Source organism: Candidatus Melainabacteria bacterium, from assembly GCA_003963305.1.
Lineage (GTDB): Bacteria > Cyanobacteriota > Vampirovibrionia > Obscuribacterales > Obscuribacteraceae > PALSA-1081.
In genome coordinates this window covers 1-22,884 of record RXJR01000043.1, presented here as the reverse complement: position 1 = coordinate 22,884, position 22,884 = coordinate 1, and the positions used below count along the sequence as shown (strand labels likewise).

Here is a 22,884-nt window from a genome sequence, read left to right as displayed (position 1 = left end):
CGCGGTTACGCCCTTGCGGTTCACTAACACTTCGTTGCCATCAAACTGTGTAGAAGACTTTCACCTCCGAGTTGTTGAACATGCCCAGCGCACAAAAAGAAGGACTGCGTTTTCACGCAGTCCTTCCTGATTGTTTTGTCTTGGAACTAAGCGATGATTGTTGCTACAACACCGGCTCCGACAGTTCTTCCGCCTTCGCGAATCGCGAAACGCATTCCTTCTTCAACGGCAACAGGTTGAATCAATTCAACTTCCATTGCTACGTTGTCTCCAGGCATAACCATTTCAACGCCGGCAGGAAGCTTGATGCTGCCTGTTACGTCTGTCGTTCTGATGTAGAACTGTGGTCTGTAGCCAGGGAAGAATGGAGTGTGACGTCCACCTTCTTCTTTGCTCAAGATATAGACTTCAGCATTGAATTTTGTGTGTGGCTTGATTGAGTTTGGTTTGGCGATAACCTGACCGCGCTCGATCATGGTCTTGTCGATACCTCTGAGCAACACGCCTACGTTGTCGCCAGCCATACCGGAATCGAGTGTCTTCTGATACATTTCAACGCCGGTTACGGTCGTCTTACGTGTGTCTTGAAGACCAACGATTTCAACTTCTTCGCCAACTTTGACCTGTCCACGCTCGATACGGCCGGTTGCTACTGTACCGCGACCGGTGATTGAGAACACGTCTTCAACAGCGAGCAAGAACGGTTTGTCGATGTCGCGTTGTGGAGTTGGGATGTAGGTGTCGACCTTGTTCATCAACTCTTCGAGTTTCTTTTCTTCAGCAGGATCGCCAGCCAGAGCTTTCACGGCAGAACCACGGATGAAAGGAATGTCGTCGCCAGGGAATTGATACTTGGTGAGCAATTCGCGAGCTTCGAGTTCGACGAGGTCGAGCAATTCTGGATCGTCGACGAGGTCGCACTTGTTCAAGTAAACAACGATGTGTGGAACGCCTACCTGACGAGCAAGCAGGATGTGTTCACGAGTCTGTGGCATAGGACCGTCGTTGGCGGAGATAACAAGGATCGCTCCGTCCATCTGAGCGGCGCCGGTGATCATGTTTTTGATGTAGTCGGCGTGTCCTGGGCAGTCAACGTGACTGTAGTGACGATTTGGGGTTTCATATTCAACGTGCGCGGTATTGATTGTGATACCACGAGCTTTTTCTTCCGGAGCGGCATCGATCTCGTCATATTTCTTTGCCTTGGCTTGCCCGCTCTTTGCTAGATACGTAGTGATCGCCGCTGTGAGCGTAGTTTTGCCGTGGTCAACGTGCCCGATCGTGCCAATGTTCACGTTAGGTTTGTTTCTTTCGAACTTCTGGCGGGCCATCCTCTCAACTCCTTCTCAACAATGTTGTTGTGCTTGTGCTTCTTATTTACTGAATTAACAGACCAAAGTGTCTTTTGAAACGCGCTTGGTAAATGGAGCCCATGACGAGAATCGAACTCGTGACCTCCCCCTTACCAAGGGGGTGCTCTACCGCTAAGCTACATGGGCACGCGTGACCCATTCATTATGGCTCAAAGAGCCGTCTTAGTCGCACCTCCTAAGGTTGCCTTTAGAAATCAAGGATTTCTCTGGCAGGGGAACAAGTTTGGGCAGAACTGGATTCGAACCAGTGTAGGCTTGCGCCAACGAGTTTACAGCCCGTCTCCTTTAGCCACTCGGACATCTGCCCATAAGCCGGTGATGGGATTCGAACCCGCAACCGACGGTTTACAAAACCGTTGCTCTACCATTGAGCTACACCGGCATAGCGCCGTGCTAAGGCGCGAACGGGAATTCTACTAGCATTATTTAAGCCCTGTCAATGGCGCAGCAGAGTGCGACTCGCCAAGCGGTGGGGCAACCATTTTCGATGACGGCAGCGAAGTGCGCAAACGCAGCAAAATCGCCTGTCAAGCCAATACTCTTTTCATGCCGCATCAATAAGATTTATGTTGCAGTGCCCCGATGTCATCGGCTAGGCCATAGAATCGCATTATGTTGCCAGTGCCTGACCAGTGGAATCCCAGAACGCTAGATGAAGAGTCAAAGCGCGCTTATTTCTTTTTGCACATGGTTGGTGCCAGATGCATGGCAGACATGGAGAAGGTACTTGATGACTCGCCTCGCCCTGCCAGCACCATTCCAACTGAAGACGTCTTTCACAGCGTGAAACTGTTAGTCTGCATTTCGACCTACCTGGCAGTGCTTGAACAAAGTCCGGAAAAACCATTCGAATGGCTTAACCAATGGCTTTTGCAGGTGCTGACTCAACTCGATGAGATGATTCCTGAACCGCCCGTGCGCAGCTTAACTGACTTGCTGGGGGCACTGGATGCAGACGAGATAGTAAGGTATGCCACCGAGAAAATCTGCTTGACGCTCAAACTGCGCAGACTGGAGAATCAAGATTTGCTCTGGGACATGATTGACGACGAAAAGGAATTCAGAAACGAAATCCTTGTTATGGCATTGTCGGAGTCGCTCACAAAATTAGAAGACCACGCCGCGCTTTTCCCTTGACGACGAATCGGCAGATGTTGCACAACGCTGAGCTGGAATATGCTCCGACCGACTCGAGCTCCCAGACCAGGTGCGTGGTTTAGCTCGAAATGCTTGACTAGTTCGAGATGCTTCGTTTAGCTGCTTAGCTGAGAAGCCCTTTGCTTTGCAGTTGCCTGACCACTTCATAGAAAACGATACCGGCAGCCACCGAAGCATTTAGAGATTCTGTTTTGCCAAGCATAGGAATCTTTAAAAGCATGTCGCAATTGTCTTTCACAAGACGACTCATACCAGACCCTTCGCTCCCCACAACCAGGGCGAGCGGACGCACAAGATCCACTTTTGTATAAAGATCACCCTGATTGGAATCGAGACCCGCTATCCAAAATCCAGCTTCTTTCAATTCTTCCAGTGCCTGAACAAGATTGTGAATGCGCACAATCGGCAGCGAAGCAAGTGCCCCAGCGCTTGTTTTTGCAACAATGCCAGTCAGCCCGGCTGAACGTCGAGCCGGCAACAACAATCCTTTCAGTCCCGCTGACTCAGCCACTCTGATAATCGCCCCCAGGTTGTGGGGGTCTTCAATGCCGTCAACGATAGCGACAACGCTTCCATCTAATGTATCGGGGCAAGACTCTTTCAGTTTGGACAAAAAGTGGCTCAGTTCCCAGAATTCAGCAGCACTGATTTGCGCCACGATGCCCTGATGAAGTTGGTCGGGGCCGACCAGCCAATCGAGCTTGCGCCTGTCACACACTACAACTGGAATACGTTGTGACTTTGCCAACTGTTTGATGCGGTCGACTTTCCGATCCGGATGATCGAGCGCCACCATATAAATTTTGCCTATCTCAGGCTTGCGCACCTGACCACGCGGACTCTTTAAGATAGCATCGCGACTTCTTTCAGCCCCCACAGCCGAGTTCAGCGTTTTCTCGCGCTCAACTTCCTCGTTCTCGTTCTCGCTCTCGTTTTCGCCGTGAGCATCGTCGCTTGCATCTTCATCGCGCTCGCAATCCTCCAGGAAAGCAAGCACCGCGTTTTTACCGAAGATCATTTCGGTGCCGTCGTCCGGGCGCTTTTCCAGACCGCGTTCCTGGGAACCACGCTCCACGCGTCTTGCGAATTCGCTGCGCTCCCGGGTGCCACGCTCCTCGCGCCTTCCAAATCCACCTCGTTCCTCAGACCCGCGCTCCTCGCGCCTTTCAGGCTTGCCGCGCTCCGGAGACCAGCGCTCCTCGCGCGCTCCACCGCCACGATTCTCCCGGTTTCCGAATTTGCGGGAGTCTTGAGGCTTTCCTCTGTTATTTCGTGGTCGATCAGGCATCATTCACTCCGGCGGCCGAAAGCTCGTTTCTTGTGGGCAAAGCACCATGGACTCCAGGTTAACCCATGGCTATCCTTATCTAAGGGGAGATGAAACATCACCCTGGCACGCAATCTTACAGTGTAATCAGCCTATGATGTACGACGTTTTCTTCTTTGGTATGCCGCTTGTGTTAGCGGTTTGCCTTGCCGTACACGCCGTACGTGACCAGAATGCGTCGTTTTGGCGACCGTCTTTCGCCTTTTTTGCATATTGCGCCTTTTATTTGGCTGGCGGACGTGATGTGCTTCTCTACCTGACAGTTTGCGTCATGATGGGTGGTGGCGCGTTGACCTGCGGCTGGCAATAGAACTTTAGCTACAATCAGAACTAGTCCGGTCTCACACCGGGCTTTCAGTTGGATTTATCAGCGAACGAAACTGTTCGATCAACCTTCCACTAACTACTGCGGGCCTTTTTTCCGGTGGCGGGCACTGAATGCCGGTTCTGTTGGGCCTCTGCGAGCGTTCTCATGGCGATATTATGTTTCTTCAACCAGCGAGAAATAGTATTGGGATCGCACCACTTATCTTCTTCTTCGCGATACGCCTTGGCAATTTCAACCGTGCTCATCTTCTCTTTGACATACTTCTGAGTAAGCCACTCTTTGTCTTGATAGAGCATTTTTGTTCTGAGAGTCTTGCCCACTGCTCTGGTCCCTTCTAAGTGAGTACTATTTGCACCGACCACGTCAAGCAGCTAAGCCGCCTGGACAATTCTAGAATAAACACCATACTACATATTCTAATTGTCGGTGCTGCCTGGACTTCTGACAAGACCTAACCTAAGCTTTTAACAACCAGAACGGTCGACAACCATGAATGAATCTCACACTGATCCGGGCGCTCAGCGGATTCCACAAGTTGATAAGATGCTGCGCCATCCGCTCATCATTTCGCTGAAAAACGACTACCGCCACGAAGTATTATCAGAAGTAACCCGACGCGTACTGGCAAATTATCGGTCGCCCGATGGCGCGAAAGTACCGGAAAACCTCGACGATATAGCAGCAGAGATTGAATCTCGACTGAAGAAACTCCGCACTGGCAGTCTGCGCAAGGTGATTAACGGCACAGGCATCATACTGAGCACCAATCTGGGACGAGCGCCGTTACCGCAAACCACCGTAGATAGACTGAGCGAAATCTTGCTTGGCTATTCAAACCTGGAAGTGAATTTGCAAAACGGAAAGCGGGGCGAACGAATGACCGCGTTGACAGAGCTGCTGAGCATGCTCACCGGCTGTGATTCTGCCATCGTCGTCAACAACAATGCTGCAGCGGTGGTGCTGGCAGTCAGCGCACTATCAAATAAGAAGGAAGTGATAATTTCGCGCGGTGAACTGATAGAAATTGGTGGCAGCTTCCGCTTACCTGATGTAATCGAGTCGGCCGGCGGCATATTGAAGGAAGTAGGCACGACAAATCGCACCCGTGCCTCCGACTATCAAAAGGCACTCAACAACAGCACCGGCATGATCTTGAAGTGCCATCGCTCCAATTTCGAAATTTCAGGGTTCACGGAAACCGCTAAAACAGCTGATCTCGTCAAACTTGGAAAGAGCCACAAGATTCCCATTGTCGAAGATTTAGGAAGCGGAGCACTCATCGATTATTCAAAATTCGGTATGAAATACGAACCCACCGTAGCTGAAGTAATCAGTGAAGGTGTAGATCTGGTAATGTTTTCCGCCGACAAATTGATGGGCGGTTCACAAGCAGGAATAATTTGCGGCAATTCCGAATTAGTAAAGAAGTTGCGCGACCACCCGATGTATCGCGCGCTCAGAGCCGACAAATTGACGATTGCAGTTCTGGAACAAGTCTTGTGTCAATATCTGCAACTGGCTCCGGAAAAAAGTGTAAGTGTGATGCAACTGGCAACAAAATCGGCATCTGAACTCAAATCACGAGCAGCAAATTTTTTGGCGAAAGCAAAAATTCCGCACCAATACAACGTCGAACTGATTGAAACGCGCTCCGCGTTTGGTGGCGGCACGCTGCCAGGGCAAAGTCTCGAAAGCTTTGGTCTTGCTATCAGCGTGGCCGGTGGAACCGAGAGCAAGAGGTCGCCTGACAAGCTATTAACCATGCTTCGAAGCGCCGATCCGCCGATCATAGCGATCATCCAGGACGACAAAGTAGTAATCGATTTCCGAACGATAATGCCGCATGATGAAGAACTCTTGTTGAGCTCTCTGGAGAAACTTCCGACCTTGCCGACAAATTCAAATGCAAATTGCTTTTAGATTGACAAATCAAGGGGATATATTAGGTAAGGTGGATTAACGATTCTAAAAATGATTTCGTGAGGATTGAGAGGCTTATATGACAGACGGTACTGAAATTACGCTGGCAGCTCTGGCAAAGAAAATTGATGAACAAGCGAGATTCACGCGCAGTGTGTCTATCATCTGCACACTTAGTATCCTTGGCGTTATGTTTTACACGCTGACAGAAATGTTCAGCAACTTGCCGAACATGATCATCTTGCAGTTCATGGGCAACCTGGAAAAGATCAATCAAGAGTGGAAAGCAATTGATAACGCTCAGAGAAATAAAAGGCAGGCTGCTGAAACAGCCGCGCCTGCTGCCTCGAAATAAGAGCGAAGCGCATCGCGTCCCCATACAACTAAGAAAAGGAGCGCTTGCGCGCTCCTTTTCTTTTACTAAATTGCCGTTGAAGCTAACGACGCCTGACGCTACTTCTTGAGGAGAGCCTGGCGACGTTTGACTTCGGTTTCCACTTCCTCGGGCGAAATATTGTTGACCTGCATCGGGCCCGCGCAGATCTCACGCCATGGTGCACCTGCCAGAGCCTGCCGAACGATAACTTCGAAAACCTGAGCTCGCACACCACTGCCATAGCTGCCGGCACCGGACACAAATGGTGTAGTCGGTGCAGCTGGTCTTGGCACAGCCTGATTTCCGGGTGGTTGTGCAGCTTGCGCTGGAGCCATGGGTTGCGCCAGTGCAGGCTGAGGTGCAGGTTGAGCTGGCGCTGGAGCGTGTTCAACGGGCTGCGGTTGTGGCTGCGGTTGGGGCTGCGCCTGTGCAGGATCTGTCTGACCGAACAGTGGTCTTGATGGACCAGCATCGAACAACTGTCCTGGCTGCGACGGTGCTTGAGGTGCATGTTGAGAGCCTGGTGCGACATCAAAAAATCCGGGCTGCTTGGGTGGTTCTTCTTTAGGCTTAGCACTGAGTTGACGCTGAAGATCTGCCACCATCTCTTTGGTCTGATCTCTGAGTTCTTCCATCTGGTTGCGCAACTGAGCGTTTTCCGATTCCTTTTTGGCCAGCTCGGCTTCGCGCTCTTGAAGAACCTCATCTCTTTTATGCAGAGTCTCTGTCAATTCGTCGTAGCGAGCGTTGAACTCCTCCCATCTCGAATTGAGAAGTTCCTGAGCCTCCTGTAACTCCTGCTCTTTGGAATTGAGAACTTGATTGAACTCCTGGTCTTTGGCTTCTAACTTCTTCGAGATTTCCTCGTTGCGTCTGAGGAATTCTTCGTTTGTACGCTTCAATTCTTCCAATTGAGCGAGCAACGACTCATCTTGCACGACCTGAATGACAGGTTTGCCGTCAGCACCGGGTGCGGTGCGCGGTAGCGGATCTGGTGCCTGCACAGCATCGTATGCAGACCGGAACAGGTCGCCGGAGAGTCGCTGTGTACCGAGCAGATCTACCAGACGATGCAACAAGTCGGCAGGATGCTCAGCTGGAAAGACGGCCATATAGGCACATTTGAATGTCCAGGGATCGATCATTCCCGTAGACAATTGTTCAGCCAGACTGGTGACCAGTTGCTCGCGACTCAACTTCTCTTCTGTTGGACTGGAGCCGGCCTCACGCGACTCCATCATGGCCACGAGTTGATCGATCGCGGGCACGAGTTCGCCCACGGCTTTCATTGGCTCGAGCGCAGCAGCTAATGTGTCAACGAGAGTATTTATGTTCAGGCCCATCTCGAAGAAGCTCTGGTTCTGCAATGTTTCAGCGACACCTTTGAGAGCTTCAGTCTGCTCACTGGCAATTTTCTGCAGCTCTGAGAGGTTCATCGCGCAAGAGCCCATGGCCTGATCGATATTGTTCATGATCTCGATCGCTTGCGACTGCAACTGTGTAGGCGCCTGAATCACACCCGGGTCCTGAGGCGCAATTCCATATGTGTAATTTCCAGACGAAGACATTGGAACATCTCCACCTGACACCGAATTTGGTGGCACACTGGCAGGCACGGAAGAGTTCACAACTGGAGCGACTTCAGGTTCTGGAGCCATGTAATTCAAGTCAGTTATCGAGTCGGGGTCAACAGCCGGCGGAATAGAAGAAGAATCTGGAATCGGAGACAAAGTAGCAGCGGAAGTTGCAGGCTGGCGGCGCCTGTCGGTGCGTCCGGTCGGGGCTGCATTTTTTTGGGTTTCCGGTTCAGGCACAGGCTCCACCTCAGGTTCGGAGAAAAAGGAAGGCTTCTCCTCTGTACGATTACTTGTGTCTGCAACAGCATTGGCTGCTGTTGCAAAGAATGCAGCCGCAGACAGACTCGGGGCGGTCGTACCGCTGCCATTGCCGCTATTGCCGTAGGCCTTCTCTACCTTTGCCGACTCTTGAGCCATCTCAGCGGCAATTGCGGCAGTTTCGGCTGCAATAGAATCATCTTCGTCTGTTCCCGTCACAGATTCGGGACTGGGAGCGGCAGGTAGAGATGCCTGCAAGTCCGCAGCCGGGTTGGCCGGCGCCACAGCGGCTGAAGTCTCAGTGGCAAACATCGATGCTGTAAATTCACTAAATGACGACGACGGCACTTGCGAAAACATTGGTTCGGGTTCCGCTGGTGCAACCGGCAAAGAGGCGGCAGCTTCCGGCGAGGCGATCGATTCGACCTGTGCTGTTTCGGGAGAAGGGAATACGGGAGCTGGAACTGATGGTAAGGCTTGACTATCAGACGGTGCCGGTTCAGAGCTGGCAGATGGCATGGCGGTCGACTGAGTCGATGATGATGATGACGACGAATCCCCGGACGGAGCAGGCTCGGGAGCCGGAGCCAACATGTAGGGATCAGGCTTGTAAGGATCGGGCGGAGCGGCTTGCTTAGCTAGAGTGCCTCTCAAACGAGCGCGGCGAGCAGCTAATGAACTTCCATCATCGCTGGGATTTGTGTTGCTAGTCGCGTAGTCTTCGGACCCCATACCAGTTCCTTATCAGTCAATTTGCAAATGACATCAACCCAAAATCTGCCTTTGATTCTGAACGACCGCCAGCCGCCATCAAAATTAGCTCTTAAATCAATTTACCCACATTGGCACTTACTTACGACCCATGACAGGCGTTTTCTTTAAGTACGATCAAACCCTCTCATGACCGACTGGCGCTCGTTTTGGCAACTACACCCGGAGAACGGCAGCCTTCCCAAACATTTAATCCCTTTAACAATTAGTATATGGCCGAAACGGCAAATAGGACCAGAATTTTTGAGGCTGATAAAAATCGTTCCCGGCTGCCTGAACAACCGGTCAATGTCAAGTTAATCGAGCCCGGGCAAAGTAATCTCGAGAACAACAGTGGTGCCCTCTCCTGGAGCCGATTTCAGTCCTAATTCGGCGGGGAAGAAACAGCGAATCAAATCAACGCGTTCGCGCATGCCGGAAACTCCCATTCCGCCTTTGTCTACGCTGCGCACACTCTCGCCGGGCAGAAAACCTTTGCCATTATCAACCACGATAAAACGAAATGTTCGTTTGCCCTGACGCTCTATTGTGATCGATACCTTGCTCGCCCGGGCGTGTTTTTCGACGTTGTTTAGACTCTCCTGGATCAATCGAAAAATATTCAGCTCGACAGAATCAGGCAAATTGGGAATGTCGACATCGCAGATAAGAGAGCATTCTATAGCCGTGCGCTGCCCCATGCGTTGAAGCATGTCTTGCAAACTGGTCTTAAGCCCCCAATCATGTAAGTTGCGGGGCGCACACTCATTACAAATGTCACGAAGCTGCTGCGCGATTTCATCGATAGTGGTGAGAATTTCTTCTTTTGAAAGCTCACGATCGCCGCGCAGGTGTCGCTTGAGCATCAGCAAATCAGCAAGAACAGTGTCGTGCAAGCTGCGTGCCAACTCGTTTTTAAGTATCTCTTGCTGGTTGAGCACCTTGAAAATGAGATTCTGCTTTTCCAACATCAAACTTTGCACATTACTGCTGCCGTCTGAAGAAGCAGCGGCTGGCTCGCTGCGAGAGTCGCCCTTTTCATCGAGTGCAATCAGTTCATCGAGGCACCTTTGAAGCACTCTCAAAGTTGTTTCGGAGTTGACTGGAAGATTCCCAGTTATCCATTCAGAACCATCGGCGGTGCCGCGCAATTCGAATTTAGCCTTAAATCGAGAGCCGAACTCAGAAAACGCGAGCAGCGGAATATCATCGACTTTGAGCAGAAATATCTCGATCAATCCTTCGGCGGCCCGCACCGACAAACTGTGCTTCTTTGTAGAGGCTCGCCATCTATAATATGAAGGACGCGGCGGTTTAACGTCTTTGGCTGGAAACTTTGGCTCCGCAACCGATCGCGGTTCACTGAGGCTGACGCCGGAGTAACGCTTTTCGTTTTCCACGACGGCGCGAAGAATCTTAAAGAGTGTATTGCTCATCTCAATAGTTTCAGCATCAACCGCCGAGTCTGGCTTTTTAGCAAACTTCATGCGTCTAAATCCACGCTGCCATAGCCGTTTCTAACGGCCCAGGCGATCAGTTGTTCTCTTGTTTCAAGATCGAGTTTCAACAACAGTGTTTCACACTGTTTTCTGGCCGTAGCAACTGAAGTGAAGCGCTGGTCTGCGATATCCTGATACTTCAAACCCTTACCCAGCATAGCCAGGACCTCATGCTCTGAGCGGGTAATCTTCTTATAGTCGACTGAAAGCTCTGACGACATGATTCCAGTTTCTCCGCCCATGACTCTTCTGATAGTCGCTGCCACCGTGCTCACCCGTTCGCTCTTTAGCAAGTACGCGGCCACTCCCATTGACAGGACACTCTGCACGAAAGCGACTCTATTTTCGCCGCTGAAGATAACCAGTTTTGCCCCCGGAACCTGACAATAAGACTTGATCATCGTTTTGGGAGCCTGACTGCCCGGCAGATGCAGATCTAAGACGATGATGTCAGGCAAGAATTTTTTTGCCAGGACTATACCGTCATCACTATTGGACGATGTTCCTACAATTTGAAAACCAGGCTCACGGGAAAGCCCCAGCTCCAGTCCGTCCAGGGTAGCGTGATGATCTTCTACAACTAAAATCTTGATGGAATCAGGCATTCAATCTAACTCTGACGCACGTCTAACACCTTGATGCCTCAGGGCTACATAGTTCAGAGAAATGAAGGTGTTAAAAGTGATGTGCCCGGCAAGTCGACTTCTTAACGGTCGGCGATTGCACCGCAACTGGTGCGGAAAGAGAAGAACATGCTCTTACATATTCTCCGCTTGCCGCTGGACAGGTGCCTGTAGAGGTTCACTAAACCGCTCTTCAGAATCGCCTAAAACCTTAGCCCCGTCTTGATTGTTCACTCTTGACATTAGCCCGGGGCGAGCGTAGGATTTGCACTACAATGATGCTAACCTAGTCATATGCGCTTACTAATCACGCAATTTATCAGCAATCCCGTCAATTATTGACGTATCATCGAAATAGGCGCCCAGCCTTTTCGGAGTTTCTAAGTTGGATATCCAGATCTGCCAGTCGTGCGGAGCAATATTAAAAGGCACAGGAAAGACGTGTAACGCCTGCGGTGCTTTCATCTCCAGTTTTTCGCCAACGATTCTGCCTGGCATGAACGGAGCGACTACGCCGCTTGCTGTAGACGTGAAGCCGGATGTGCTGGGACTGGAACGGGTGGTCAGCAAACGACAGATGACCATGCTTTTGGAAAAAAACGGCAATGGTAACGGAAATGGTAACGGAAATGGTGGTAACGGTCACGCCAATGGAGTCAGTGCCGCTCCGGTACCTCAGCCAACTTCCATCGATATACCGGGCGGTCCCCTGCCCGGTCAGTCACAACCTGCACCAGCAGTAGCGGCCAATCCCTGGGAGCAGCCGATCGCTCAACTGGCGCCCCAACCGGCTCCGGAACCGACTGAACTTAGTTTTGCAGCGCCGCAACCACAGCCACAAGCAGTGCCTCAGCCCGACCCGGCTCAAGCAGGCATGTTTTTGCCAGGTGCGGCAAACGCCGTGGCGGCGACAAACATGCCCAACAATTCCTATATGCCGGCTCCCGGTCAGGGGCAAGTGCTTGTAGAAACTGCCGGCACTCAGGCGGGGAATCAAATCAATGCACCATTTGGCGCCGTTCAGCAAAATGCGCTCGTGCAGGGTCAACCGGATGCACAAATGCAGCCAAGCGCGCCAATCGTACCTGCCGGTCACATGGTGCCCGTTAATGCGCCTAACACCGAAGCCCCGCCCATACAAGGCGGTGGCGGTCCAGTAGATTTTTTCAGCTCCGCGCCGCCTTCCGCTGGGGCACCGCCCACTTCGCCACAGCAGCCGCAGGGTCAACAGAATCAGCAGGCACAAGGTCCGACAATGGGACAAACTATCGCTACTGCTGCTGTTGGAGCCGCGGTAGGGGCAGCGGTCGGCGTAGCTGCCGCTAAAACATTCGACTTTTTCAACGCGCCCGGTCAGAACCCGGCCACAGGAGAAAATCCTGACGGCGCAGCGCCGCCACCGACCGGGCAAGACTCCAGTTATTCGATGGGCGAGCGTTCTGATTTCTTCGCTTCAGCAGGTGCTCCCGCAGCACCGCCAACATCAGGCGGACCACCACCGACGGTGCCCACAGATTTCCAGAAACCAGGTTCAAGTCAACAAAACATTCCTGCAGCCGACAAGCCGTCATTCGAACAGTTGTTAGCGGGTAATGCAGCACAACAAGCTCAGGCAGAGCAAGAAGGTCCGCCCGGCGGGTTCGATTTCTTTGCTGCAGCGCCGATGCGGGAAACAAAAAAACCATCTCTAGAAGACAATTCTCTGTACCCTGAAGAGGGGCGCAGCGGTAAAAGTCGCCCCACTAAAGATGCACCATCATCGGTGTCTCTCTATGCCGACGACGATGAAGACGTCAAGCCCAAAATTGCTCGTCCACGCGGTTACACGCCCAAAGAAGGCAGCTCCTCGACAAAGGAAAAAGCCGAGAGCAAAAGTAAGAGCAAACATGATGACGATGATGATGATGATGAAGAAGTAGATTCGACCTTCTACAAAGATAAGCCGCCGGCACGAAGATCCTTTAGCGGCAACGATACAAAAGCCAAGAAAAAATCTTCCGAAGATGATGATGACGACGATTCATCATCGAAAAAATCTGCAAAAGGCGACGGATTTCTTCAACAAGAAGTAAGTCTGCTCGGCATGTCCATGACCAGACAGAATCAGTTGATGCTGATTGCCATTTTTGCATTTGTCGGCATAGTTTTCTTCAACATGATTGGCACCCTGCTTGGTGGCTTCCAGGTAGGTCCACCGCCCAAACCACAAATGACAGCATTGCCTAATTTGAGTGGCGACTGGAAGATTCAATACACCGAAGGTCCTCAAGATTCCAAACACTTGATGGCTGTTTTAGCCTCGCAAAAGGGTCTCGATATTCAAGGACGCGGTCAGGATGAATATGGAGAATTCGCTATTACAGGAACGGTGATACCACCCGATCGAATTCAACTGAAGAAAAAATACAAAGGTCTGGAAGATTCCAAACCAGTAATTTTTGATGGTCAGTTCGTGCTCGGCAGCGACCCACTCTACTCGCGAGGACGCTGGACACTCAAACATGTGGTGGGCAAGTTTCTGCATGCCACCGTGCGAGAAGACGGCGGTGCCTGGGAAGCAAATTACTATGTCAGAGACCCCAGCCCGGCAACAGGCGCAGTGCCCGTTCCCGGTGCTCCTGTTGCCGACCCGCTGCAACAGCTGAAGCTCAGTTTCGACAATCTGGATATGAGCAAAAAGCTCCTCTTCGCTGCCTTCGGCGTCGTCGGCGTGGCTCTTGTGGCACTGTTCGGCTCGCTGATTATTTTCGGACCAAGCGGCAAGATGAACGTCTGGGAAAAGCAAAAGTACATCCCCTCACAGTTCAGGTCGCAACATAACAAAATCATGCGTGAGTTGAGCAAACCGCTTAAACCAGGCGGACTGCCGCTCGGTCGAAGAAATGAGTGGAGAGCATGGACGCCGTGGGCAGCCAAAGACCTGAGTATCACCCCGGAGATCAGAGAAAACGATCCTCACCTGCTTATTCTCGGTGCTGGTGACAAAGGCAAGACACGCCTGATGGCGACGATGATCGCACACGACATCGAGTCAGCCGACCGCGCTGTCATCGTTATTGACTCAGACGGCGGTCTGACAGACTTGATCGTGCGCTGGGTAAGCGCCCACGAAAAGGGACGAGAACTGGCCAACCGAGTCGTTCTTCTAGACCCTACCTACAAAAACAATTCAATGGGCTACAATCCGCTTGAAATGCCGGACGACGACGATTTGCAGAGCGCTGCTTCGTCACTCGTATACGGTTTTAAAGCGATTTATACTGAGCCGCCAGGCGCTCAGAGTCAGTGGAACCAGCAAACAGCGAACATCTTGCGTAACGCTGCTTTGCTGCTCATGGTGAATGGCAAAACGCTAACAGACCTGCCAGCTTTGCTGAACGACAACGACTTCAGAGATGTACTCCTGGAGTCAGTTGAGAAGAGAAAGAAAGAGAAAGCCGAGTACATCACACTTCTAGACACATGGGGTCAATACAAGCGCCTGGCTAGAACCGATCAGTGGATCAACTGGGTTGAACCAATTCTCAACCGAGTCGGTCCTATGCTCAGCGATTCGCGCATTCGATCGATTCTGACAAAGCCAGTCGGAGATATCAAACTCAAATCACTGATCAAAGAAAGAAAAGTCCTGATCGTCAAAGTTGCTAAAGGACAGTTAGATCAAAATGCCAATCTGCTCGGCAGCTTGATCGTAACTGGCGTCAAGCAAGCAGCACTGTCACTGGCAAATGAGGCTGGTGCAAAACAACCTCCAGTGGCACTGTATCTGGACGAATTCGACAACTTCATTGAAAAAGACACAATCGAAGCAATCACATCTGAAACCGACAAATTCAAGATCGGCTTCATCGGCTGCATCAAAACACTTCAGCATTTGCCGGAGGATTTCCGAAACCAGCTCATCATTGCCGTCGGCACGATGGCTTGTTTTGCGCTGGCGAAAAAAGATGGCGATTTGCTTGGTCCGCAGATGTTCCGCGTGGATGGACGAAAAATCAAACACCAGACCATTCAGAACTTCTTCAACAAGGTCAACACTTCACCGCAGTTCGAATTGATTTCCGACGAGGAAAAATTGAACATCGACCGCGTCGTCGGTCAGGAGGAACGAACATTCTTCTGTTACCGGGTAGGAACAGTTGCTGGAGTCTTCAACCTCAGGTCGCACGATTTCAACGACATTCCGGATTCCCAAGTCAAGAAGAAGATCATCGACAAAATGCACGGCAACCTCTCAGAACGTGAGGCAAAGAAAAAGGATAAAGAGAAGGGCAAGGATTAAGCCCGCAGCGAGATCGGCTGTCTTAGAACCCGTTAGAGAATGATCTCGCACACACAACCAATCGCTCAGTGGGACAAAGCGAACAAGTGACTGATAAGCAGAGGCTTGTTCAACCCGAAGATTGGTCGAAAGCCTGATGAAAGAGTTTCAGCGAAAAAATCGCCAGCAACCTTTGCTGCGGGCTAATTCAATGCAGTTGAATGTATAGTTTAAGTGGGTATCTTTAAGAGAGATGCCCAAAACGCTCGTTTGGGCAAGGGAACACGTAGTTATGGGTCAAGAAGACGGTCGCGAACGAAATATTTGGGAAGAGCGGATTGCCGATCTTCGCCGCTATGACTTGGACAATCTGGATTCTGAGCCGCTCAATCCCGCTGATATCAGAAGCTGGCCGGTACCGAACCTGACATTTGTCAGGGTCGACGGTATCTTGCGGTCGTGGGATATCGAACGCGAAAAACAACAGCAGTCACAGCAACAGCAACCGGACCAGGACCCGAGCAAGCCGCCCAAACGCATGTACCTCATGGAAGATGCGCTCACTGGTCTGCACGGACAGAGAGCAAACTTAGCTTATCTGGTACTCGGCAATAAGCAGGGCGTGCAGTACTACATGGGCGCTTCCCTGCCCAACACTGCCGAAAACGGCGCCGGCAACGAGGCAGACTCATCTCAGATATCGTTTCAATCTCTGAAATCGATTCTACATAGCGTCTATAACGGCGTAGACATCTACAAAGAAGCATTCTCTGCTGAAAAGATGAAGAGCATGGTGGCACCGCTTGCCAATCATATCGGTGTTATTACCGGTATTCCTGCACTGAAGTCGACCGGCGGCGACACTATGGAATCTGAACAAATCGAACGACTGGCAGGAGGTTTGCAGGGTCACGAATTCGGCATGCTGGTTCTTGCAGTACCGATTCCAAACCAGTATGTAAACCGTGAAGAATTTTCGGTCGTCGATGCCATTCAAAAAGCACAAGAGAACGAAGATCCCGAAAAGAAGCGAAGAATCAAATATTATCTCGAGCTGCAAGATGCCTATCTGAAGCACATTCAGCTCGGCACCGCGATCGGTAGCTGGCAGGTAGGAACTTACTTCTTCGCTGCCGACCGTTCTGTGTTTGTCCGCTTGCAATCACTTTTGCGTGCCACGTATACCGATGAAACCAGCCGCCCGACTCCTCTGCGTTCACATGAGTTGAAAGGGCTCAAGCCTCACCTGGAAAATTTCGGACTGATCAACACCCAGCGAGCATCTGAAGAAACTCACCAGACACTGCTCAGCTATAAATTGTTGACACCGCTGAACTCCCGCATGCTTTCAGCATTTATACACTTACCCAAGCGTGAGATGCCCGGCTTCAGAATCAGACGTTCCGCAGAATTTTCACTTGCCGAAATTCCACCGAAAGATCCAACTCGCGTTATCGCTATCGGCAACATCCTCGATCGAGGCGTTGATACAGGCAACCTTTACTACATCGACGTCGACGCCATGCAAAAACATACGATTGTATGCGGTGTTACCGGCGGTGGTAAAACAAACACTTGTTTCTACCTTCTGGGGCAGTTGTGGAAGTTCAATATTCCCTTCATGGTGTGCGAGCCGGCGAAGTCAGAATATCGACATATGATGCTGATGTCCGAGACTTTCAAAGGCGTCGGTCAAGCCTTCTCTCTAGGGGACGAGACGGTATCGCCATTCCGCCTCAATCCATTCGAAATTATGAAAGGTGTAAAGGTGCAGACTCACCTTGACGCCTTGAAATCAGTATTCAACGCCAGTTTCGAAATGTATTCGCCGATGCCGCAGGTTCTGGAAAAGGCGTTGAACTCAATTTACAACGTTAGAGGCTGGGACCTGGTCCAAAACAAAAACAGAAGACTTCCTCCCGGTGTCGAAATTGGAGATCCTGACTGTCCACCGGAAATCTATCCGACCATGAAGGACCTCTACGAAATCATCGAACCGATTACAGAATCATTCGGTTATTCGGAAAGAATCGGACCTGACGTACAAGCCGCTCTGAAAGCCCGTATCGGCTCCCTGCTGATCGGTGGTAAAGGGCAGATGCTGAACACCAGACGATCGATTCCCATGCAACAGTTGTTCGGTCGTCCAACCGTAGTTGAGCTCAAGATGGTTTCGGAAGACTCCGAAAAATCATTCCTTATGGGTATGCTGCTGGTATTTCTCTACGAATTCAGAGAAGCTCTGGGACCACACGATACTCTGCAACACGTCATGCTGGTAGAAGAAGCTCACCGACTTCTGAAAAACGTGCCTACCGCGCAGTCGGGAGAAAGCGCCAACCCAGCCGGTAAAGCCGTAGAATTTTTCACCAACATGTTGGCAGAAATTCGTTCGTATGGACAGGGGTTCATCATCGCCGACCAGATTCCGAACAAGCTGGCGCCGGAAGCTTTGAAAAACACGAACTTGAAGATCATGCACCGTATCGTCGCAGTTGATGACCGTGACTCTATGGGTGGTGCAATGAACCTCGACGACATCCAGAAGCGCCACGTAACAGCGCTTGGACAGGGACGCGCCATCGTCTACGCAGAGAAGATGGAACAGCCATACCACCTTGCCATTATGTTCGACAAAACCAAAGAGGTGCCACCGCCTGAGACACCGGAAGAGTCTGATCAGGTTGTACGCGATGCTATGGCACACTTGCAGATTGTGCAAAGCTTCGATAGACACTTAGGTTGCAAATTCTGCTTGCACAGATGCGACTCGCAAATTCTCGACACAGCCATCATGGTGGCAGACGATCCATTGTTCAGGCAGGTGTATAACCGCTATATCCTCTCGACGCTGAAAGACCTGACTCAGTTGGTTCACTTCCGAGCCCAGATTATTCACGAAATTCAGCGCGTTATCGGGGGAAGAGCACGTTCCGGAAACATCACCGGTATCACATGGTGCGTGCTTACTCAAGCAACCGAACGCTATTTCGAACGCAAAGGCGAAGAGAACTACTGGTATTACGACCAGGTAAAAGAGCAGCATTTGCGCTGGCTAAACCTGCTCCGACCAGCATTCCAACCCACTGAAGTGAACCGCAGGTTGGACATTTCGGTGTTGAAACAATGGCGCGACGACTTCATCGAACTGCATAAAAGAGATCAAGGTCCTTTGCCCACTTGCGGACCATGTACATCGAAGTGTGTTTATCGCTTCGAAGTTTCAGAAGTAGTACGCGATCCCAAAATCAAGTTCGACTTCAACTCATCCATCAATCGCAAAGACACTCCGGCTTCAGACTCGGCAGCCTGGTTCTGCCGCTTGTTGACCGAAAGATTGATCGGGCAGGGTGATGTTGATCTATCATACTGCCTGGCTGTGCATCTAATCAAAGATCAACAATTATCAACAGACGCACAGCTTGTGCTTTTGCACAAAGTAAGAACAGCTTTGGAAAACTTCCAGAACGAAGGCGAAGCGGAGCAGGGCAGTGGCGGTTGATGACGAAAACGAGCCAAAGAACCAGAATGCGCCTTCGGAGGAAGAGAAGAAGGATGGTCCACAAACATTAGCCGAAGAGCTGGGAATTGAAGATCTCAGTGACCCCATATTTGGTGGACGCGGAAGAATCTTTTCTGCTGCTGGGAAATACTCGCCCGTTGCCGAATTCACCGAAGATTTCTTGATCATGCACCCTCCGCAAATGCCTTTCGACGAATCAGGCAGATCTGAGGATTTTGTCGTTAACATAGATGATTCCGGCATCTTGCTGGACGAACTGAATCGACAGAAGAAAATTGCTGGAGCCCGTTTCAGAGGACACGAACTTTACTGGCTTGGTGAAACGAAACCAGGCACACTAAAACACTACGCCGGCTGGTTTGACAAACACGATGTCGCTCACCTTCTCTACGTCAACGGCGAACCGATCACGACAGATATCATATTCAAGCTGCGCAACAAGACTCACGACGGCGAAATCAGCATATTTCCCGATCTAGAATCAGACGACGTCGACTAAAACCCACCAAGTTCGAGCAACTAACTATTGCTACGCCGTGAGTCGTTTTCCAGCAAGGAATTTCTTTGTGTATGTCAGCCAATTCGAAGCGAGATCATTCTGAATCATTTCAGAAGCTGCACTGGCAGGCAGATCTATCATAATGGAGCGCTTGGTGCCATTTGCCAGGTATTCGTGTCGCATCGAGCTGGAGTCAGAAACTTCGTACGAGAGAATTGGAATCCATTCATTGTCGCGCAACACTTCCAATTGCGAACGTGTAAGTTCGCTGACATTGCGCTTCACTTGAGACTTGACCATTCGACAAATATCGCTGAGTTGTTCTGTTTTGCTTTCCAGAACTTCCTCGTCCAGACGCACTGACGGAACACCAGTCGGCATCGGACGTTCGAAACTCAGGGTCGTCTGACCTGTAAGTGGACCAAACGACAATACTTTGCCGGATTCGAACTCGAGTCTGCGAGCCGCGAATGACAGAGTCGTTTCGGCATCTTTGTCTGAACGAGAGTGGAATTTCAAAATCGAGTTATCGAAACGCAGCGTGGTATCACCAACTTCCGGTACAGCTGGTGCATAAATTGTTTCGTCCCAATCTGAGATAGCTGGTGGATTCGTCACACGAGTTGTCGACACAGCCCTGGTATGCTCATCGGCAGGAGTATCGAGAGCAGCAATCGGATAAGCGCAAGCAGGGCAGACTCTGCTGCTAGCAGTGACAAGCCGCTTGCAGGACGGACACTGAGTTGTAGCCAGCTCAGTCTTCGCACCGTGTTCAGATTTCGACTGCATAGCCGCAAGATTTTCACCGGTCATGGTGAGACGATACTGCGCAATCTCCGACTGAGAAGGAATAACTAGATGCGAACCACGACGCAGAGAGGCAGTAGGCAATCCCTTGCTGTCAGTAGTGAGAGGCAGTCCATTCTTACGAGCAACCAGCTTCCACAGGTTGATGTCGTTGAGAGCGGGATGCTTCATTGCCACTGAACGCAGGGAATCACCCAATCTAACGGTATAGCGCAGCACATCATCATGACTGCTGGACGAAATAGGACCAAGGACGCTTTCAATGTTTGCACGCCTTGTTTCATCGGCGCGTGCTTCAGGCGAACCGGGCGCGTGTTGAGCTCTCAGATTGTTGGCTGATTGCGACAGTTTGCGCTGTCGATATTCACGCACTTGCTTGCGGCTGGGCAGGTGCAAAACGGTGCCGGGTTTCACGATGTAGAGCGGTGTACCGTTGTCGGCATACTTGACCTGAACTTTCGTCTTATTCAACTCATAGACTAAAGGCATAAGTTCGACTGAACCTAGTTTCTTCTTAGTAATGCTCTCAAGCGTATCTTTCGGTTTGACTATGTAAGATTCTTGCTTATTGTCCTGACGAATCTCCTCTTCACGGCGCTGCTGCTCTTCGCGCAAGCGCTCATTGCGAACTTGCTCATCGAGTTCCGCCTGCCGTCTTGTTGTCATTGCAGTCATCATCGTATCTGACAAACGACGAACGTCTTCCTCCTGCTTACGCAGTTTCTCTTCTTCTTCGCGACGCCGACGATCTTCTTCTTCTCTACGTTTTTGATCGTCCAATCCAGCCCGATAATCAGCATCGAGTTGCTCAGCAGCTTCTTTACGGTCGGCAAGATGCTGCTGATATGCGGCGTATTGTTCAAGATCAGATTGATGAGCTGCAACGAGATTGTCGTTGTAATCTTTCAATTCCTCTCTATGTCCTTCTAATTCACGAATTGCCTCTTCAGCTATTCGTCTAATCTGCTCCTCGTAAGCTAGAGATACTGCATCTGATGCCTGCGTCGGATCGAGGTGAGTGTCTGGTACACGATATGAGGTGTCTAACTGATCTGCGGACTCAATGCGGTTAGCTGGTGGAGCAAAAGGCTCGAACTGTTCGCTTCTGGCTGCGATGGTATTAGGCAGTTCGATGTCGCCGTTGTGTCCATGGGCATGACCATGATCTGCCGCAACATTGTGATCAAATTCCCCGTAGTGCTCTCTCGATCCATGATGTTCAGCAAGTGCGCCATGTGCATGTTCACCATTTCTGCTGTCATCTGAAGCGGTATGGTGATGCCTTCCGGCCACATCATCATGGTCGGATTGACCTGAACCATGCCTATCAGAAGAATGTTGTTCCCCATCGTGGCCGGCATGAGCAGTATGCTCATGTTGATCATTGTGTTCGCCATGTGTATGACGATGTTCATGACCATGGTGGTGCTCATGCAACTCACCGACGTGTGCATCGTGTTCCGAAGTATGGTGGTCGTGGTGACTAGAGGTCTCATGACCTTGATGCGAATGACCAGGAGTTTGTTCGTTCGTCTCAGGAAGATGCCCATGCCCATGCTGATGCGTTGGACTCAAATCGAAAGTATTAAGAGGAATCTCAGGGACTGGTTGAATCGAGAAATCAACGCTGCCCTGGGGAGCTATGTACACTGAAGGATCTTGTGGATAGAGCGGCGACGCATCTGGAGCGACGGGCATACCTGTCGGCAATCCGGGATCGGCATTTGACGGCAGGATGACACCAGATCCAGTGCCATCCCCGGCAATCGGAATCTGAACCGCATTCGGATCAAATGGAATGCCGCTCGCTGGGGCGACACCAGATGCCTGATCGAAGGCTCCATGCATTGGATCGAAGAATCCGGGTGTTCCAGAAGTGACGTGCTCTCCTCCAGAAGTGTGGACAGGTGTCTCCGATTGAGGTCGACCGGCCCAGTTGGAGCCGTCACGGGGATCACCGGACCAGTCATTTGTCGGTGCAGTGCTTATACCATGTCCACTACCTGGATCTTGACCAGACCAATCTTGTGCGGGAATGTTGCCACTCTGCGAATTGCCTACCGGCGCCTCGTGCGCAACATTCCGCTCAGGTAATACGATTCTTTCATCGGTAGGATCTTTCCAGCCTGGTGTGACCTTATCGGCTGGCGTTGTTGGATCCCACTGTGATGCCTTGTCAGTCGGCGTTGCGTGATCCCATTGCGATGCCTTCTCAGTTGGTGTCGTCGGCTCCCACTGTGATGCCTTCTCAGTTGGCGCTGTGTGCGGTGTTGTCGGATCCCACTGTGACGCCTTGTCAGTCGGCGTTGCGTGCTCCCATTGCGATGCCTTCTCAGTTGGTGTCGTTGGATCCCACTGCGATGCCTTCTCAGTTGGTGTTGTTGGATCCCACTGTGATGCCCTATTAGTTGGCGTTGTTGGATCCCACTGCGATGCCTTCTCAGTTGGTGTTGTTGGATCCCACTGTGATGCCCTATTAGTTGGCGTTGTTGGATCCCATTGCGATGCCTTATCAGTTGGTGTCGCGTGCTCCCACTGTGAGGTCTTCTCAACTGGTGTGGTCGGATCCCACTGTGATGCCTTATTAGTTGGCGTTGTTGGATCC

At 51.1% G+C, this 22,884-nt stretch carries 14 protein-coding genes and 3 tRNA genes; 7 read left to right on the top strand and 10 right to left on the bottom strand.

Going from position 1 to position 22,884, the window contains the following annotated elements:
• Nucleotides 1-146 precede the first annotated feature (146 nt).
• From tuf to EKK48_31270, 4 genes are all read right to left on the bottom strand, one after another.
• Nucleotides 147-1,331, bottom strand: a complete 1,185-nt coding sequence (gene tuf / locus EKK48_31285; protein RTL34550.1) for an elongation factor Tu — start codon at nucleotides 1,329-1,331, stop codon at nucleotides 147-149.
• Between the two features lie 93 nt (nucleotides 1,332-1,424).
• A tRNA-Thr gene (locus EKK48_31280) sits at nucleotides 1,425-1,499 on the bottom strand.
• A gap of 98 nt (nucleotides 1,500-1,597) precedes the next feature.
• Nucleotides 1,598-1,680: transfer RNA gene (locus tag EKK48_31275), tRNA-Tyr, on the bottom strand.
• Nucleotides 1,681-1,683: 3 nt separating this feature from the next.
• Nucleotides 1,684-1,755: transfer RNA gene (locus EKK48_31270), tRNA-Thr, on the bottom strand.
• 230 nt (nucleotides 1,756-1,985) lie between these two features.
• On the opposite strand from EKK48_31270, the gene EKK48_31265 reads away from it, so the two are divergent.
• A complete protein-coding gene (locus tag EKK48_31265; protein ID RTL34549.1) occupies nucleotides 1,986-2,510 on the top strand; it encodes a hypothetical protein in 525 nt (174 codons plus the stop codon).
• A gap of 124 nt (nucleotides 2,511-2,634) precedes the next feature.
• Here the strand turns inward: EKK48_31265 and rlmB are convergent, their stop codons facing one another.
• Nucleotides 2,635-3,822: a 23S rRNA (guanosine(2251)-2'-O)-methyltransferase RlmB gene (rlmB, locus tag EKK48_31260; protein ID RTL34548.1), complete on the bottom strand. Its 1,188-nt coding sequence runs from the start codon at nucleotides 3,820-3,822 to the stop codon at nucleotides 2,635-2,637.
• A 43-nt stretch (nucleotides 3,823-3,865) separates the two neighbouring features.
• Here rlmB and EKK48_31255 point away from each other — a divergent pair, with 43 nt between their 5' ends.
• Nucleotides 3,866-4,168 (top strand): hypothetical protein, encoded by a 303-nt coding sequence (locus EKK48_31255; protein ID RTL34547.1) that lies wholly within the window; start codon nucleotides 3,866-3,868, stop codon nucleotides 4,166-4,168.
• An 89-nt stretch (nucleotides 4,169-4,257) separates the two neighbouring features.
• Here the strand turns inward: EKK48_31255 and EKK48_31250 are convergent, their stop codons facing one another.
• A complete protein-coding gene (locus EKK48_31250; GenBank protein RTL34546.1) occupies nucleotides 4,258-4,506 on the bottom strand; it encodes a hypothetical protein in 249 nt (82 codons plus the stop codon).
• Between the two features lie 169 nt (nucleotides 4,507-4,675).
• Here EKK48_31250 and selA point away from each other — a divergent pair, with 169 nt between their 5' ends.
• Together selA and EKK48_31240 are read left to right on the top strand one after the other, a co-directional pair.
• Nucleotides 4,676-6,106, top strand: a complete 1,431-nt coding sequence (gene selA / locus EKK48_31245; GenBank protein RTL34545.1) for an L-seryl-tRNA(Sec) selenium transferase — start codon at nucleotides 4,676-4,678, stop codon at nucleotides 6,104-6,106.
• A 79-nt stretch (nucleotides 6,107-6,185) separates the two neighbouring features.
• Nucleotides 6,186-6,461, top strand: a complete 276-nt coding sequence (locus tag EKK48_31240; protein RTL34544.1) for a hypothetical protein — start codon at nucleotides 6,186-6,188, stop codon at nucleotides 6,459-6,461.
• Between the two features lie 98 nt (nucleotides 6,462-6,559).
• Here EKK48_31240 and EKK48_31235 read toward each other — a convergent pair whose 3' ends face one another.
• From EKK48_31235 to EKK48_31220, 4 genes are all read right to left on the bottom strand, one after another.
• Nucleotides 6,560-9,049 carry a hypothetical protein gene (locus tag EKK48_31235; GenBank protein RTL34543.1) on the bottom strand — a complete coding sequence of 830 codons (2,490 nt, stop codon included), beginning with the start codon at nucleotides 9,047-9,049 and terminating at the stop codon, nucleotides 6,560-6,562.
• Between the two features lie 335 nt (nucleotides 9,050-9,384).
• Entirely contained in the window at nucleotides 9,385-10,554 is a 1,170-nt protein-coding gene (locus EKK48_31230) for a hypothetical protein (protein ID RTL34542.1), read from the bottom strand.
• Entirely contained in the window at nucleotides 10,551-11,171 is a 621-nt protein-coding gene (locus EKK48_31225) for a response regulator transcription factor (GenBank protein RTL34541.1), read from the bottom strand. The genes EKK48_31230 and EKK48_31225 overlap by 4 nt, the downstream gene beginning before the upstream one ends.
• Nucleotides 11,172-11,492: 321 nt before the next feature.
• On the bottom strand, nucleotides 11,493-11,687 hold the full coding sequence (locus tag EKK48_31220) for a hypothetical protein (protein RTL34540.1): 195 nt from the start codon (nucleotides 11,685-11,687) through the stop codon (nucleotides 11,493-11,495).
• Here EKK48_31220 and EKK48_31215 point away from each other — a divergent pair.
• From EKK48_31215 to EKK48_31205, 3 genes are all read left to right on the top strand, one after another.
• A complete protein-coding gene (locus tag EKK48_31215; GenBank protein RTL34539.1) occupies nucleotides 11,686-15,471 on the top strand; it encodes a hypothetical protein in 3,786 nt (1,261 codons plus the stop codon). The genes EKK48_31220 and EKK48_31215 overlap by 2 nt on opposite strands.
• 271 nt (nucleotides 15,472-15,742) lie before the next feature.
• Nucleotides 15,743-18,952 (top strand): ATP-binding protein, encoded by a 3,210-nt coding sequence (locus EKK48_31210; GenBank protein RTL34538.1) that lies wholly within the window; start codon nucleotides 15,743-15,745, stop codon nucleotides 18,950-18,952.
• Entirely contained in the window at nucleotides 18,942-19,472 is a 531-nt protein-coding gene (locus EKK48_31205; GenBank protein ID RTL34537.1) for a hypothetical protein, read from the top strand. Before EKK48_31210 ends, EKK48_31205 begins: the two co-directional genes overlap by 11 nt.
• The last annotated feature ends 3,412 nt before the right edge of the window (nucleotides 19,473-22,884 follow it).

Bases quoted from the DNA above. Each gene is read 5' to 3' on its own strand.
- tuf (RTL34550.1), bottom strand. From the start codon at position 1,331: ATGGCCCGCCAGAAGTTCGAAAGAAACAAACCTAACGTGAACATTGGC.
- EKK48_31265 (RTL34549.1), top strand. From the start codon at position 1,986: ATGTTGCCAGTGCCTGACCAGTGGAATCCCAGAACGCTAGATGAAGAG.
- rlmB (RTL34548.1), bottom strand. From the start codon at position 3,822: ATGATGCCTGATCGACCACGAAATAACAGAGGAAAGCCTCAAGACTCC.
- EKK48_31255 (RTL34547.1), top strand. From the start codon at position 3,866: ATGGACTCCAGGTTAACCCATGGCTATCCTTATCTAAGGGGAGATGAA.
- selA (RTL34545.1), top strand. From the start codon at position 4,676: ATGAATGAATCTCACACTGATCCGGGCGCTCAGCGGATTCCACAAGTT.
- EKK48_31240 (RTL34544.1), top strand. From the start codon at position 6,186: ATGACAGACGGTACTGAAATTACGCTGGCAGCTCTGGCAAAGAAAATT.
- EKK48_31235 (RTL34543.1), bottom strand. From the start codon at position 9,049: ATGGGGTCCGAAGACTACGCGACTAGCAACACAAATCCCAGCGATGAT.
- EKK48_31230 (RTL34542.1), bottom strand. From the start codon at position 10,554: ATGAAGTTTGCTAAAAAGCCAGACTCGGCGGTTGATGCTGAAACTATT.
- EKK48_31225 (RTL34541.1), bottom strand. From the start codon at position 11,171: ATGCCTGATTCCATCAAGATTTTAGTTGTAGAAGATCATCACGCTACC.
- EKK48_31215 (RTL34539.1), top strand. From the start codon at position 11,686: ATGAACGGAGCGACTACGCCGCTTGCTGTAGACGTGAAGCCGGATGTG.
- EKK48_31220 (RTL34540.1), bottom strand. From the start codon at position 11,687: ATGCCAGGCAGAATCGTTGGCGAAAAACTGGAGATGAAAGCACCGCAG.
- EKK48_31210 (RTL34538.1), top strand. From the start codon at position 15,743: ATGGGTCAAGAAGACGGTCGCGAACGAAATATTTGGGAAGAGCGGATT.